Below are 14,705 nucleotides of genomic sequence, written 5' to 3'. Positions count from 1 at the left end.
ATCTACACCTACGGCGGCAACGACGCCCTGGCGCTTTATGTCGACGGTACCGCCTGGGTCGATGCCGGATCCGGCGACGACCAGGTAACGATTGGCGGTTCGGGCAGCCACACCGTGTACGGCAATGTCGGCAATGACCGCCTGACGCATCGCGAGAACCTGATCGATGACGGCGTGGCGACGCTGGATGGCGGCGCCGGCGACGACGTGCTGACCGGCCTGACCGGCGCCAACGACCTGCTGTATGGCGCCTCCGGCCAGGATTACCTGTATGTCGAAGACAACAACCGCGCCTATGGCGGCCTGGACAACGATGTCTATGAGGTCGGGGCGGACGTCACCGACCAGGCCGACGTCACCATCACCGAATATGCCGGCGGCGGTTACGACACCATCCGCGCCAACTACGACACCTATACCTTCGCCGCCAACATCGAAGCCTATGAAACCACCGGCAACAAGAATTTCCGCGCCTACGGCAACGACGCGGCCAACAGTGTCGTTTCCGCCAACGGCAATGACTGGTTTGACATGAAGGGCGGTCACGACGCCGTCAATGCCGGCCGCGGCAATGACACCATCTGGGGCGGCACGGGCAACGACTCGCTGGAAGGCGGCTATGGCGCCGACCTGATCTATGGCGGTGTCGGCAATGACGTTCTGACCAGCTACCGTCTGTACGACATCGGTTCGATGTCCAACAACGACACCATCTATGGCGGCGACGGCGACGACTATATCGACGGCGGCTACGACGAGAACCTGCTGTACGGCGAGGCCGGCAACGACATCCTGGGCAGCATCGGCGGTTACGGCGACATGTATGGCGGCACCGGCAATGACACCTACATTACCGAAAACAACGGCAGCAACATTCACGAAGCGGCCGGGGCCGGCATCGATCTGATCCAGTATTACGGCCCCTACATGATCATGCCGGAGAATGTCGAGAACCTGGTCTTCATCTACCACCCCCAGGGTACGTCGATGGACCGGTACGATACGACCCAGGTCTATGGTAACGACCTGAACAACGCCATTACCGGCGACCGCGACGCCAATATCATCGAAGGTAATGGCGGCAACGACGTCATCTTCGCCGGGGATGCGAACGACACGGTACGCGGCGGCGAAGGTGACGACCGACTGTACGGCGAAAAGCACTTTGACCTGATGTACGGCGACGCGGGCAACGACTCGCTGTCCGGCGGCGATCACGACGACTTCCTCTATGGCGGCACGGGCAACGACGTCCTGCAGGGCGGCGCCGACAACGACTTCGTCAACGGCGAATCGGGCAATGATCAGGTCTTTGGCGGCACCGGCAACGACACCCTGACCGGCAGCACCGGCAACGACATCCTCAACGGCGAAGGCGGCAACGACGTCATCCGCGCAGGATCGCATGACGACATGGTGTACGGCTATGACGGCGACGACCGTCTGCAGGGCGACAGCGGCGCCGACAACCAGTATGGCGGCCTGGGCAATGACCTGTTCATCTTCACCGCGACAAGCGACAGCAACATCTCGACCGGCGTCGACAAGCTGTGGGACTTCACCGCCGGCCAGGACAGGATCGACCTGTCGCTCATGGATGCCAACACACTATTGTCCGGCAACCAGGCCTTCAACATGCATGGCCCTGCCGCTGGCCAGGCCGGTAATGTGTGGATCCAGTACAATCCCGCCACCTCGACCAGCCCGCAGTCGGTCAGCGTCTTTGGCGATGTGAATGGCGATGGCGGCGCCGATTTCCGGATCGACGTCATGTATGTCAACACCCTGTCGACGACGGACTTCATTTTCTAACCCCGCCCTCCCCGGCTCATCCCTGGCCCCGGCTGCACGTCAGCCGGGCTCTTTTTTGTACGGCCCAGGCCGTTGCAACAATTGAAACACTTTTGCCGGTGGCGAGACATTAACCACCAACATGACGCCGTTATTCCCTGCTCATCGGCTCCGATCCACGGAGCACAAGGAGAAGGGACCATGGCTTACAAAGTTAAGAAGTACACCGACAACGCCGACACCGTGAACATCGGCACCTACAACTGGGATGACGGCGACAGCTACGAAATCTACGCCTACGGCGGCAACGACACATTCACCCTGCATATCGACGGCACAACCTGGATGGACGCCGGGGACGGCGACGACCAGATTTCGATCAACGGTTCCGGATCGTCGACCATCTATGGCGCTGCCGGCAACGACGACCTGACCCACAACGCCAACTATTTCGACGACGGCGTCGCCACCCTGGACGGCGGTTCGGGCGACGACTGGCTCGAGGGCCTGGACGGCGCCGCCGACTATCTCTACGGCGGTTCGGGTAACGACTTTATCCGCGTCGGCACCGGCAATCGCGCCTACGGCGGTACCGGCGATGATACCTATGACTTCCACTACAACGCCGATGAACAGACCGACGTCACCATCGTCGAATATGCCGGCGGCGGCTACGATACGATCGTGGCCAATTTCAACACCTATACGTTCGGCGCCAATATCGACGCCTATGAAATGACCAACAGCAAGAACTTCAAGGCCTACGGCAACGACCAGGACAACGAGGTCACGGCGTTGAAGGGCAACGACTATTTCGACATGAAGGGTGGTCACGACAAGGTCTGGGCCTATAAGGGCGACGATACGGCCTGGGGCGGCACGGGCAACGACACGGTCGATGGCGGCGAAGGCTATGACCTGATCTACGGCGGCACAGGTAACGACGTCCTGAACGGCGGTCATGACTGGTCGGTCTATTACCTCTACGATGACGACACCATCTACGGCGGCGAAGGCAACGACACCATCGATGGCGGTTTCTGTAATGATATGCTGTACGGCGAATCCGGCAACGACGTGCTGGCCACCACCGAAGGCTACGGCACCATGTACGGCGGTACCGGCAACGACATCTACCGGACCCAGGGCGGCGGCGGCAACATCGTCGAACTGTATGGCGAAGGCACCGATACGGTCGAGTTCTACGGTATCGAACTGACCCTGTCGGCCAATGTCGAGAACCTGACCTATATCAACCATCCGCGCGGCACCTACCACAATTACGAAGGCACCTCGACCGTCACCGGCAATGCACTGGCCAACACCATCACCGGCAACGACTATGCCAACGTCTTCTACGGCAATGCCGGCGCCGACAGCCTGTACGGCAAGGGTGGCAACGACACCATCTTCGGCGGCGACCACGACGACCGCGTCTGGGGCGAAGTCGGCAACGACCTGCTGTACGGCGACAACGGCTACGACACCATGGCCGGCGGCAGCGGCAACGACGCCATGTACGGCGGCACCGGCAATGACGTCATGGCGGGCAATGACGGCGACGACTTCATGGTCGGCGAGTCCGGCAACGAGATGATGTACGGCGGCAACGGCAACGACTACATCAATGGCGGCACCGGCTACGACACCATCTACGGCGAATCCGGCAATGACGTGATCCGCGCTGGTTCCAACGAGGACTACCTGTACGGCCATGACGGCAATGACCGTCTGTACGGCGAAGGCGGCCGCGACATGCAGTACGGCGGCCTGGGTGACGACGTCTTCGTGTTCGGCAACCTGACCGACAGCCAGATCGGCCTGGGCATCGACCAACTGTGGGACTTCGCCGCCGGCCAGGACAAGATCGACATCTCGGGTATCGACGCCAACAGTTCGCTGTCCGGCAACCAGGCCTTCAGCTGGGGCGGTTCGGCCTATCCCGGCGCGGGCCATGCCGGCACCGCATGGTTCCAGTCGTTCGGCGCGTCGACCTACGCCCCGCAGTTCGTCCGCGTCTATGGCGACGTCAATGGCGACGGCACGGCGGACTTCCAGATCGATGTGATAAACGTCACCTCGGTCGCGGCGACGGACTTCTTCTTCTGAGCCAGGCCTATCCCCCTCCTGGTCTCAGGCCCCGGCTGTGCAGCAGCCGGGGCCTTCTTTGTTCAGGCCGCGTGTTGGGCGCGTGGCCTGAACAAACCGATCAGGGCCGACACCAGGGCGATGACGACGCCGACGATGGTCCACAGATAGGTCAGGAGATAGATGCCGAACTTCAGGCAGGCGAAGGCCGAATAGGGATAGACCAGCCAATCTGCGAAATTGACCGGATCGGCCAGCATGACGAAGGAGACCAGGTTCTCCAGGGCGTCAAACAGTGGCGCAATGGGGGCGATCAAGATCATGGCCCGGGCTATCCCCCTGGCCCAGGATGTCACCGGCAGGCTTCGATAGACCGCGGCCATCAGGGTGAAGAAGGCCGCGAACACGGTCAGCATGTAGCCGTAGTCGAAGATCTGCACCCAGACATAGGTGCCAAACGTGCCGCGCTCGGCCAGGACGGCGTACCAGGCCTTCACCTTGGCGGCGTCGAAACTGGTCTGGCCTTCGAAGAAGTTCACCGGAAACTGCGACAGCTTGTAAAGCGTGTCCAGCTCATGCTGGGCGAACTGGCTGAGCGCCACCAGGGCGATCGCGGCGATCCACCACACGACCAGCGGAAAACGCGACACAAGTGACTTCGACATGGGAGAGCTCCTCATATTATTTACATTCCTTGGAATATTTATTTATATTCCTCAGAATGCATTGTCAAGCGCAATGCGATGGTTTTATGTGAGATGACGATGAGGCCCTGCCCATGACCGACCAGCGCGCGCCCCTGATCCAACGCGGAATCGTCGACCTGATGATCGCCGCCGACCGGTTGCGGTTTCAGATCGAGGCGGCCTTGCGTCCCATGGGGATCAACCTGACCCAGATGAGCCTGCTCAACCACTTTTCGTGGCAGCCGGACCGCGCCCAAAGCATCACCGAGCTGACCGATGTCATGGCGATCAACCAGCCGGGCGTGACCAAGGCTATCGCCGCCCTGGCCGACAGGGGGCTGGTCGAAAAGATCGACGACGCCGAGGACGCGCGGGTCAAGCGGGTGAAGATCACGCCGGCCGGCCTTGAGGCCTTGGGTCAGGCGCGCCAGGCTGCCTGGCCTCCGGTGGAAGCCGCCTTCGGCAGTCTGGACGACGAAGAACTGGCAGCCTTTACCAGCCACCTCGTGAAGATGAAGGCGTCATTGGCCATCAGCTAAGGACTAGCCATAAACCTGCTGCCTCAGTACCGCGCACATGCGGACCAGGGTCGGCGTGTCAGCCCCGGCAAAGGCCGCTGCGACGACCAGTTTCTGCGCCGGATAGGCCCAGAAGTAGCAGCCGCTGGCGCCGATCCACGACACGTCACCCAACGCGCCCGGCATACCGAGCTTTGGATCCGTCTTGACCGCGACGCCGAAACCGTAGCCGCAGCCCTGGTCGGGCGACGGCAACAGCGGTCCGAACAGATCGCGCTGGCCTTTCGGGAACACGGTGTCCGCCGGCAACTGATTGCGGGTCATTTCGGCGATGGCGCCTTTCGAAATCAGGCTCCCGCCGAACAGGAGGGCGCCCAGCAGCCGGTTGTATTCGGACAGTGTGCCGTGCAGGCCGCCACCGCCGGATTGGAAGGCGTTCGGATCGGATCCGAAGTTGAAGGACGTCAGGCGCAACGGCTTGAAAAACTCGCGCTCGGCAAAGGCCGACAAGCTCATGCCGGAAATCGCGGCGATCACACAGCCCAGCAGATCGATCCCAGGCGAATACTCAAACGTCGTCCCCGGCTGATAGGCCAGGGGCAGTCCGGCGAGACGTTCGATAAACTGCGCGCTGGAAATGGCCGGATCCATCAGCCGGGCTTCGCGGTACTGCTGATGCAGGGGCGTCGTGCCGAACTCGCCATAGATGAAGCCGGCGGTATGGCGCATCAGGTCGCGGATCGTCGGTGATCGTTCCGCTGGGACAAGGCCCTCTGGCGGGGCGACCTGACGACGGGCAAAGGCCGGTAAGTAGGTCTCGACCGGCGCATCCAGCGACAGAAGGCCACGGTCGACCAGGACCAGCGCGGCGGCGCAGGTCACCGGCTTGGTCAGGGATGACATCCAGATGTTCGTCGCGCCGTTAAAGGCGCTGCCTTCGCCGTCGACGCCAAGGGCGACGTCGAAAGGCTCCCCCGCCCGATCGATGCACACCGCCGCGCCGGTCATGGTCTTCGCGGCGATTTCAGCATCCAGGGCCGTCTGCAACCGCGCAACCCGGTTGGCTATGTCCGATGACGGGCCGGCAAGCGCGCCCCTCGTCATTCCGGCCAGTACCGCGCCGGCGCCGGCCGTCAATATCCGTCTGCGTGCGTACATGTCGCTGTCTCCCAAGCCATGGATAACACCGGTCGCACGACAGGAAAGGGCCGGCAACGTGAATACGTATTCCCAACATTTGAAACGATTTCAGCAGCTTATCGCAAGGCCCGGCGCTTCTGACACAAGGGTAAGATTTGATTAAGGTGTCGGTAATCTCGCGAAAGCAATGTCGATAAAGGCTTCCCTGACCGTGAAGCCGGTATCGAATGTTTTTTGTGTGTATATCGCAGGTGCTGTCATGGATGACGTGTCTTTTGTATTGACGAGCGGGATCGCTGCCATCTTCGGCGGGCTGTTTATTGTCCTGATCCTCTCGCCGAGTTCCTGGTCATTTTTCGGCAACGAAACGGACCCGGCGGCCGGAGAGTAGCCGCCTTACGAAGCCCGCGGTGGAATGCGCCGGATCTGGAAGCCGGTCTTGCTCTGTTCGAAGCCGGCGTCGTGATAGAACCTTAGCGTGTCCGGCTGCTTCGCCCCGGTCAGCAGCATGACCTTATAGCAGCCCGCGCGCCATGCCGCCTCGACGGCCGCGTTCAGAACCGCCTTGCCGTAGCCGCGCCTGCGGCAGGCCGCATCGGTCACGACGTTTTCGATCAGGCCATAGGACGCTCCGCCGCGTGTAAGATTGGGAATCACGACCAGCGTGCAGGTCGCGACCAAAATGTCGTCCACACAGGCGACGAAGATGTTGCTGCCCGGGTAGCGCTTCAGCTGTTCCCATCTCTCCACCGCTGCATCCACGGGTAGATCCCGGTCGTCCGGATCAAGGTGACGATACAGTTGCAGCAGTTGCGGAACGTCCTGCTGCTGGATGATGCGCACGATCATGGGCGTCCTTAAGAGACTGCAAGATTTGACGACAGGCCGAATCACAGCGGAATCGTACATTGTCCGCCCGACCATGGAACAGGTCCTTCCATCCAGGGTGGAAGTATGGCGTACTATCGTCCGCCCGGAGTGGAGCCCATGACCGTCAAGACTATCCTGCTGTCCGTCCTGGCGACGCTGGCGGCCCTGTTGATCCTGGCGCTTTCTGTTCTCCTGGTCCAGGGCGTCGACCGTTTCCAGGACGCCGCCCGCGCCGAGCGGTCAAATCAGATTACCGCTTCCCTGCTGACGGCCTCGGGTCATTGGGCGGAGGAACGTGGTTTCACCAACCTGGCGTTGAACGCTCCCAACGCCGCCGGGACGGACGTCATTGCGCACATTCACGCGCTCCGCACCCAGGCTGATGCCGACTATTTCGCAGCGCTGAATCGTCTGCCCCAGGCCGATATCGCGGCCAATCCCCGCTTTTCCCAGCAATTCGACGCAGCCTACGCTCGTTTGAAGGCCCTGCGCGCGCAGGTCGACCAGGAATTGAAGCTGCCGCGGTCGGCGCGTGACCCGGCCCTACTGGCCGCATGGTTTCCCGCCGCCTCCGCTGTTATCGAACAATCGCAACTGTCGGGCATCCACTATTCCAGCCAGACCCTGAACACGACCTCCGTCATCGCCAAAGACGCCATCGTCCGCCACAATCTGTGGATGATGAGCGAATATGCCGGCCGGGAACGCGGGCTCCTGGCTGGGATTATCTCCGCCGGACGCCCCATTACGCCGGAGCAGATGAACACCCTGTCTGAATACCGGGCGCATGTGCAGGACGGCTGGAACGTTGTCGCCCATCTCCAGTTGCGTGCCGATGAACAGGCCATGCTGTCTGGCCAGATGGCGCAGGTCAGGACCGGCTTCTTCGAGGACTATGAGACGCTTCGCCTGCGGATCCTGGCGCAAGGCCGTGCCGGCGAGGCTTACAGCCTGACGGCGCAGGAATGGTTCGACCAGTCCACCGCGGCGATCAGCCTCATTCTTGATCTGGAAAAAGGCAATGCACTCTATGTCGAGAGCCGCGTCCAGCAGCAAAAGCGCTCGGAAGCCGGGTTGCTGGCCCTGTGCATTTTCGGGCTTATCGCCGGCGTGGCCGCCGTGGCCGCGGCCTTCTGGCTGGTCAACCGGCACGTGCTGTACACAATGTCGAACCTGAACGCCATTTTCGACAATGCGACGGACGGCCTGATCACGATCGATGCGCGCGGCACCATCAAAAGCTTCAATCCGGCCTGCGAAGCGATGTTCCAACGCCAGGCCCGCGACGTCCGCGGGCAGAATATCAGCATCCTGATGCCCGAACCCTTCCACGGCGAGCATGTGGCACGCGAAGTGACGGGTTTGCGCAAGACGGGCGAAGTCTTTCCCATGGAGCTGTCGGTCACCCGGTTCGAACTCGACGACGGCGTGCATTTCTGCGGCGTCCTGCGCGACATTACCAAGGCCAGGATGGCGGAGAAGGACCGGCAGTCCCTTCTGGAAAAGCTCACCGAGTCCAATACCGAACTGGAACGGTTCGCCTATGCCGCCTCGCATGACATGCAGGAGCCCATTCGCATGGTGATGAGTTTCAGCCAGATGGTCGTTCAGGACTATGAAGCCAGGCTCGACGACAAGGGCCGCGAATATCTTCTGGTGCTCAGTGACTCCGCCCATCGCCTGCACACCATGGTGCGGGAATTGCTGCAATATGCCCGACTGGGCCGCGAAGGCCTGACCTATGGCGAGGTCGACCTGAGTGACCAGCTGGATCACGTCAAGGTCAATCTGAGCGAACTCATCAAGGATTCCGGCGCGCTTATCAGCCATGACGCCATGCCGCATGTCCGTGGGAACGCGGTGCAGTTGCTGCGCCTGCTGCAAAACCTGATCTCCAACGCCATAAAATACCAGCCGCAGGGCCGCCGACCGCAGGTTCATGTCACTGTCGAAGAACGGGAAAGCGACTGGCTGTTCGGCGTTCGCGATAACGGCCTGGGCATTGACGAGGCCTATCGGCAGGTCATCTTCGAGCCGTTCAAGCGGTTGCATACGCACGCCCATATCAAGGGCGTCGGCTTCGGCCTGTCGATCTGCCGCAAGATTGTCGAAAACCACGACGGCCGGATCTGGGTCGAATCCGCCCCCGATGGCGGCAGCATTTTCTATTTCACGGTGTCGAAGATCGCTCCGGCGAACCGGCCCGCCGGATGATGCCGTCGGCACTTGGTCTACCGGGCCCAGATCAGGAACGTCTGTGGTCAACTCACGTTACAGCACAGGCAAACTGCGGGCCAACTCCTGGCAGATGGCCCGCATAAACAACAGACGGACTGCCGCCCAGTCACGGCTGACCCGTGGTTCCAGCAAAGCCCTGGAACTCAAGCCATGCAGCGAACTCTGCTGACCATAGATCTGAAGGGGTGCCCTGCGTCCGGCTACCAAAGCCGTGTCCGCCCGCCGCGTAGACATGTAACTCCGCTGATTTCCCGGCCGCGTGCCACTTGTCGTAGGTGACGAGGCTTGCCCGGCCCAGCAGGGGATCGTCGGCAGCCACGGCGGCAAACAATGGCGGCGCGTCGGAAGGAACGGCAAGCGCAGGTGGCGGGCCGTAAATGATACCGGCAAAATTAGGCCGAGACTCGGCGTTATAGGCGGTCGCCACATTCATGGCTACACTCGCGCCGGCGGAGAACCCGACAATGCCGATACGCTGCGGATCAATCCCGTATTCCGCGGCATGGGCGCGGATGTAGGCCACGGCGGCGAGACCGTCGGCACCGGCAAGCGCCATAGCGGGAGACGGCGGCGGACCACTGTCCCCGGTCTTCGGGGCGCTGGCCGCCATCTTCGCCATGCCTTCGGCCAGGAAACTGGGATCCTTGGGGGTTGGGTTAAGGCGATACTTGAGGACAAAGCAGGTATAGCCGAGGTCGGCGAAGTATTTGGCCGTGCCCAGGCCCTCATTCCCTATGGATTGCACCATATAGCCGCCTCCGGCCGCTACCACGATCGCCGTCCCGTTTGCCGTTCCGGCTTTCGGCAAAATCGGATAAATCGCTGGCTGCGTGGTGTTGCGGACGATCAGATCGCCTGGCACAGTCTCCCAGTTTTCCGATGCCGTTGAGCCGACGCTGGCGAGCGGGATTTGCTTCAGGTCCAAGGGTGTCGTGGTCGTCGGCGTCATATCTGTGGGCGGGGCCGGATTGAAGGGCTTAGGCGTCGCCTGAGCAAACGCCGTGCCTGTTACGCAAACGCTGGCCAGCATCAGAATTTTGGCGAATGTCTTTGTCATGTCGCAGGTCTCTCTCTGTGGGCTTTTTTGTTATTCCGGGGATGCCAAACATCCCGCGAATTGGATTTCAATGGGTGCAGACGAAGCTGGTGAGTTTCTCCGGATCCCCTTTCCCGTCGTACCGTGAAATCTTAGGGTACGCGCAAATCGGACGTTGCCGCCCCGGCCAGGGCATTTCGGGCGATGCCGTTCCGACCAGATAATCCGGTGCAATGCCTCTCTCGACCCAGGCGATCAGAGTGCCAAAGGCATCATAAGTGTCGGTTGCCTGTCCGCCGCCACAATGGCAAAGGCCCGGAACGGGAAAAACTCGTACGAAGCTCGACGCCTTACCTTGGTTGAGCGTGTCGACCTCGTCGTACCAGGCGAGAGTGTCCTTGAGCGAAAACACCGGGTCGGACTCGCCATGCGGGACAATCAGCTTGCCGCCCCGCTCGTGGAAGGCTGACAGGTCTGTCGAGCGCGCGCTGATGTCGTCCCATGCGGAATGCGTATAGGGTGCGACAACCGCATAGATTTTTTGGGCGTCCGTATCGAAGTCGAACCGTGCCAGATAGTCGGCCGTGGCTTGTGGATTGGGCCCCAGAGCGGTCGGCGGGGTCGTGAAAACCGATGCGAGCGCTGGCCCGCCCAGGATTAGATTCAGCGCCGGCACCTGGCCATTGCTCATGCCGATTTTCCAAAGGCGCCAGCCTTCGCCGGCTATGCCCGACGGCCAGAACCAGCTCGAATAAAGCGCATGCCCGGACCTGTCCTTAGGGCCGTTGTGTGATTGCGTGAGTGCTTCGATCTGCGCCGCTGACAAGCATTCCGCAGTCTTGCCCTGCACACAGGTCAAGGCCTGCAGGCGCGGCAAAACGTCTATATCCGTGCAGGCCAGATAGTCCGATACGATGCCGTCCGCCAAACCGTCCTTATCATCACAGGCAGCCAGAATTGTCGTCCGAACAAGTGCCAGGTCAGAGGATGAGAAGGCGCCCGACAGGCTCATGAAACTGAAGCTCTTGGTGCCCGGCTGTTTGACGAGACTGCCAAATTTCTGCACATCCCAGGCTTCTGCCACGGCAGCTCGGGGCAAAGAGAAGCCAGGGGCACCCGCAACGATCCCGTCGAACTCGTCAGGATAGTATTGCGCGAACGCCATACCTTCTTGCCCGCCCTTTGAGCAGCCCAGAAAATAACTGTACTGGATAGGCGCGCCATAAAAGGCCGTGATCGCTTCCTTAGCCGTATCAGCAACCAGCTTAAGAGAGGCTCGTCCATAATCCTGGCGCGCCTGAGGGTCGAAGCCAAAGGCTGTCTGACCATTTTTCAGCGGGTTGCTGTTCGTCGCGTTGTCGTGTCCGGAATCCTGGCTGACGACGGCATAGCCCATAGCCAAGGCGGTTTGCCCGCCTGGCAACATGCCAAGGGCATTGCCTACATCACCATTACTGCCGGAGCCGCCCTGGAAGGCGAAGCGATGGTTCCAGTTGACGGGAAGGCGCAAATGGAAACGGATAGCGTATGCCTGACCGTCAACACCTTTGCGTTCTTGCAAGATACCGGTGACCTCACAGTGCGCGGGTAAGGTAACCGGCACGGTCATGCCTGGCGCGGCCATCACATTCAACGATGTGCCGTCGGTAACGCTCACACTTGACGTAAGCCTGACACTCTTGTCCTTGAACGGGACACTTTGCGCGGCAAATCCATCGCACGCGGCAGACGACACGGTCTCCGCTTTCGAGGCTGTCGCAAAGGCCAGGGATGTTGCAAAGCCCAGAGCGATAAGCGGAATGTATCGATAGAATTGAATCACAATACGTCCCCTTCCCTACTGAACGCGGTAGAAGCGGATACGCACGGCGGGCTTCGGACCACCCATCGCCGGCTCCAGGGTTCCGACAAAGGCCCCCTTGCTCAACCAATCATATTTGCCAACCGGGGCTTCAAAAACAGGGCTGGTATAGCCGGGCGTCTGGGGCGCGCCCTCGGCAGGCAGGCAAATGGTGCCGGCATTGACCACATTGATCACGACACCATCGTCGGTCTTCAGCATGTAGTCGGCCTTGATAGAAATGCATTTGTCGGGACGGATAAGCTGCCAATCCCAACCGCCGGGTATGATTGTTCCCTTGATGCCGGGCCCCTCGAAGGTCCCGCCCGTAATGGGCACGATGTTGCGAATGCCCAGTGCCGTAGGGCCAACCGGAATGCCATCGGCCAGCTCAACGGTTTCTTCAAAGGCGAATACCAGTTTCGGCGCCACTTGAGCACTGGCAGGCGGAGCGGGCATCTCGGCAAATGAAGCCTGTGCGGCCAAACTTAATCCAAGCACGCTCGCGAAGAGCGGCAGCGTTCGCTTATAGGTCATTCTTCCCTCTTAATTTTCGTATTCGACATGCCCAAGGCTGACGAATGACGTTAAAGAGGCAGCGCAATTTAAATAGGGTCCAAAAGACCGGAACGGTTCAGCAAGTCACGACCGCTCCAGCGGCGGGGTGTTCCTTGTTTATCAAGGCCTGCAAAGTCAAAAACGCCGAAACAGTGCTGTCTGCGTCTCTGCGATCAATGTTTGTGAGCATTTTCAGCCCCAGTCCGCGGAACTCATCCTCGTTTTTCAGGTGCAAGGGATGATCGAGATCCATACATCCCTGTCGAACATGAAAGCCGACGGCCAATCGAATAAACAGATGCAAAATCCGGTTCCCCGGAAGATCATATAGTAGTCTCAATGCGGAAAACCAGGACAGTATCAGCGGCCTGTTTTCAGTTAGCAACGCACATCTAGCTTGGTCCAGGGCATGATCTAAATCACCAAATTTCGGCGTCGCACAAATAAGCTTCAGCGTTCCGATATTGATCAATAAGCTTGTTTCGCTGCATGTGCCGCCATCAAGTCCGTGGGCGGACAAGAAACCAAAGACGCGCCGCATGATATCTCCGTCGGATGGCCTGGCGAAAACCACACCACCGCCGCGACCACGGCGCGTTGTCAAAAGGCCTTCATCTCGGAGAAGCCGAATCGCTTCCGTTATGACCCGCTCGCTGACATTATAGCGGTCGCTAAGTTGGATGGCGGAGCCAAGTCTTGTGGCACTGCGCCACATGCCTGAACTCACGTCGCTGCAAATTTTTGAGGCTACGAGAGTCGCCAGGTGGAAGTGCCGCGTCAATCCGGGGCGATCCATAAAGACTGCCGTAGTGTCTGCGTTGAGTTCCGGCGCGGATGATGAGGCAGGTGGATCGTCGAGTTGGTGCGGCGCGTCCGAAAAATATTCGAGGCTTGCAAACATAAGCTTCAAAGCACAGTTGTCGGGCTGGTATTCCGATTGGCACGGCGCAGAAAGTAAGTCAGGAGTTGACTGTTGCACATTGGAAGGGCCTGCAAGAACCAAGGGCCCGATGACCGAACGCGCTTGGCATATATCGGTTTGGGTTACGCCTACGGCGCAGAGATGTCGAAACAGAGTATGGGCTGTTTCACTTAGATCCGGCTTGAGGACCGTGAGGCCGCCAGGTGTTCCGCGCCTCGAGCGACAAACGCCGCGCATTTCCAAGAGCCGAACCGCCTGTCTGAAGCGCCGGCCATCGACCTTGAAGTTCGCAGCCAGGGCATTGTCCGGCCCATAAACCTGTCCCGTCGGCCAGCCTTCAAAAGAAAGCGCGTCTTCAATAGCCGCGGCCGTGTAGCCTCCCAGGCTCTCGACAGGCTTCGACGCGTCGTTGGAAGCCACTGCCGCGTAAAAGGGCTGCGCCATCCACGTCCGCGTGTGCGCCTCATGGGGAAGCAGCGTGCGAGCTTCTGAACGCATTTTCATCCCTGATCTTTTATCGGCACCGCTGGAAAATATTTATGCTTCGCCCGGAAAATTGGCAAATTCACTTATCGAATGGCTCACATCATCAATTTGAATGCCAAACAGCAAAAAGCCCCAGCTTTTTGGGCTGGGGCTTTTCTGTTTTGGTTGCGGGAGCCAGATTTGAACTGACGACCTTCAGGTTATGAGCCTGACGAGCTACCGGGCTGCTCCATCCCGCGGCAATATGGTAAAAGGACCGGATAGCGATGTACGCGATCCGGTCCTTAAAACTTGTAATGAAGGGTTTTAGCAACTGCTCTTGGTAGACCTGGCGACGACCTACTCTCCCGCGACTTAAGACGAAGTACCATCGGCCCAGGAAGGCTTAACGACCGAGTTCGGAATGGGATCGGGTGGGGACCTTCCGGCATAGCCACCAGGTCAACCAAAAGCAGTTGCTGTAATTGAGAAGACATTCTCTGATGCGCTACCGCTACGCTGCTTGAGCGCAGGGCCGCACTATCCCGACTTA

At 60.1% G+C, this 14,705-nt stretch carries 12 protein-coding genes, 1 tRNA gene and 1 rRNA gene; 5 read left to right on the top strand and 9 right to left on the bottom strand.

Going from position 1 to position 14,705, the window contains the following annotated elements; translation table 11 throughout:
* Positions 1-1,812: calcium-binding protein (locus ABAC460_RS42440; protein WP_023454912.1), on the top strand; the 1,812-nt coding region annotated here is incomplete at its 5' end.
* Positions 1,813-1,992: 180 nt separating this feature from the next.
* On the top strand, positions 1,993-3,900 hold the full coding sequence (locus ABAC460_RS42435) for a calcium-binding protein (RefSeq protein ID WP_023454911.1): 1,908 nt from the start codon (positions 1,993-1,995) through the stop codon (positions 3,898-3,900).
* A 62-nt stretch (positions 3,901-3,962) separates the two neighbouring features.
* On the opposite strand, the gene ABAC460_RS42430 is transcribed toward ABAC460_RS42435, so the two are convergent.
* Positions 3,963-4,544 (bottom strand): hypothetical protein, encoded by a 582-nt coding sequence (locus tag ABAC460_RS42430; RefSeq protein ID WP_023454910.1) that lies wholly within the window; start codon positions 4,542-4,544, stop codon positions 3,963-3,965.
* A gap of 113 nt (positions 4,545-4,657) precedes the next feature.
* Between ABAC460_RS42430 and ABAC460_RS42425 the strand changes: the two genes are divergently transcribed.
* Positions 4,658-5,104, top strand: coding sequence for a MarR family winged helix-turn-helix transcriptional regulator (locus ABAC460_RS42425; protein ID WP_023454909.1), 447 nt, complete (start codon positions 4,658-4,660; stop codon positions 5,102-5,104).
* 3 nt (positions 5,105-5,107) lie between these two features.
* On the opposite strand, the gene ABAC460_RS42420 is transcribed toward ABAC460_RS42425, so the two are convergent.
* Positions 5,108-6,241: a serine hydrolase domain-containing protein gene (locus tag ABAC460_RS42420; RefSeq protein WP_081716647.1), complete on the bottom strand. Its 1,134-nt coding sequence runs from the start codon at positions 6,239-6,241 to the stop codon at positions 5,108-5,110.
* 241 nt (positions 6,242-6,482) lie between these two features.
* On the opposite strand from ABAC460_RS42420, the gene ABAC460_RS51080 reads away from it, so the two are divergent.
* Positions 6,483-6,614, top strand: a complete 132-nt coding sequence (locus tag ABAC460_RS51080) for a hypothetical protein (RefSeq protein ID WP_255346546.1) — start codon at positions 6,483-6,485, stop codon at positions 6,612-6,614.
* A gap of 5 nt (positions 6,615-6,619) precedes the next feature.
* Here the strand turns inward: ABAC460_RS51080 and ABAC460_RS42410 are convergent, their stop codons facing one another.
* Entirely contained in the window at positions 6,620-7,072 is a 453-nt protein-coding gene (locus ABAC460_RS42410; RefSeq protein WP_023454906.1) for a GNAT family N-acetyltransferase, read from the bottom strand.
* Positions 7,073-7,210: 138 nt separating this feature from the next.
* On the opposite strand from ABAC460_RS42410, the gene ABAC460_RS48560 reads away from it, so the two are divergent.
* A complete protein-coding gene (locus ABAC460_RS48560; RefSeq protein ID WP_023454905.1) occupies positions 7,211-9,307 on the top strand; it encodes an ATP-binding protein in 2,097 nt (698 codons plus the stop codon).
* Between the two features lie 130 nt (positions 9,308-9,437).
* Here the strand turns inward: ABAC460_RS48560 and ABAC460_RS42405 are convergent, their stop codons facing one another.
* From ABAC460_RS42405 to rrf, 6 genes are all read right to left on the bottom strand, one after another.
* Entirely contained in the window at positions 9,438-10,388 is a 951-nt protein-coding gene (locus tag ABAC460_RS42405) for an alpha/beta hydrolase (protein ID WP_023454904.1), read from the bottom strand.
* A gap of 67 nt (positions 10,389-10,455) precedes the next feature.
* Positions 10,456-12,189 (bottom strand): tannase/feruloyl esterase family alpha/beta hydrolase, encoded by a 1,734-nt coding sequence (locus ABAC460_RS42400; RefSeq protein WP_023454903.1) that lies wholly within the window; start codon positions 12,187-12,189, stop codon positions 10,456-10,458.
* 15 nt (positions 12,190-12,204) lie between these two features.
* Complete coding sequence (locus ABAC460_RS42395; protein ID WP_052012800.1) at positions 12,205-12,744, bottom strand: DUF3237 domain-containing protein; 540 nt, start codon at positions 12,742-12,744, stop codon at positions 12,205-12,207.
* A 97-nt stretch (positions 12,745-12,841) separates the two neighbouring features.
* Positions 12,842-14,191 (bottom strand): GntR family transcriptional regulator, encoded by a 1,350-nt coding sequence (locus ABAC460_RS42390; RefSeq protein ID WP_023454901.1) that lies wholly within the window; start codon positions 14,189-14,191, stop codon positions 12,842-12,844.
* Between the two features lie 144 nt (positions 14,192-14,335).
* A tRNA-Met gene (locus ABAC460_RS42385) sits at positions 14,336-14,412 on the bottom strand.
* Positions 14,413-14,499: 87 nt separating this feature from the next.
* Positions 14,500-14,614 (bottom strand): 5S ribosomal RNA (gene rrf / locus ABAC460_RS42380).
* Positions 14,615-14,705 lie beyond the last annotated feature (91 nt).

It is taken from the genome of Asticcacaulis sp. AC460, from assembly GCF_000495795.1.
Classification (GTDB): Bacteria; Pseudomonadota; Alphaproteobacteria; order Caulobacterales; family Caulobacteraceae; genus Asticcacaulis.
The sequence above is the reverse complement of the archived record's forward strand: the minus strand, read 5'-3'. Positions and strand labels throughout refer to the sequence as shown.

Excerpts from the sequence above, each read along its gene's own strand:
- ABAC460_RS42435 (WP_023454911.1), top strand. The coding sequence starts at position 1,993 with ATGGCTTACAAAGTTAAGAAGTACACCGACAACGCCGACACCGTGAAC.
- ABAC460_RS42430 (WP_023454910.1), bottom strand. The coding sequence starts at position 4,544 with ATGTCGAAGTCACTTGTGTCGCGTTTTCCGCTGGTCGTGTGGTGGATC.
- ABAC460_RS42425 (WP_023454909.1), top strand. The coding sequence starts at position 4,658 with ATGACCGACCAGCGCGCGCCCCTGATCCAACGCGGAATCGTCGACCTG.
- ABAC460_RS42420 (WP_081716647.1), bottom strand. The coding sequence starts at position 6,241 with ATGTACGCACGCAGACGGATATTGACGGCCGGCGCCGGCGCGGTACTG.
- ABAC460_RS51080 (WP_255346546.1), top strand. The coding sequence starts at position 6,483 with ATGGATGACGTGTCTTTTGTATTGACGAGCGGGATCGCTGCCATCTTC.
- ABAC460_RS42410 (WP_023454906.1), bottom strand. The coding sequence starts at position 7,072 with ATGATCGTGCGCATCATCCAGCAGCAGGACGTTCCGCAACTGCTGCAA.
- ABAC460_RS48560 (WP_023454905.1), top strand. The coding sequence starts at position 7,211 with ATGACCGTCAAGACTATCCTGCTGTCCGTCCTGGCGACGCTGGCGGCC.
- ABAC460_RS42405 (WP_023454904.1), bottom strand. The coding sequence starts at position 10,388 with ATGACAAAGACATTCGCCAAAATTCTGATGCTGGCCAGCGTTTGCGTA.
- ABAC460_RS42395 (WP_052012800.1), bottom strand. The coding sequence starts at position 12,744 with ATGACCTATAAGCGAACGCTGCCGCTCTTCGCGAGCGTGCTTGGATTA.
- ABAC460_RS42390 (WP_023454901.1), bottom strand. The coding sequence starts at position 14,191 with ATGAAAATGCGTTCAGAAGCTCGCACGCTGCTTCCCCATGAGGCGCAC.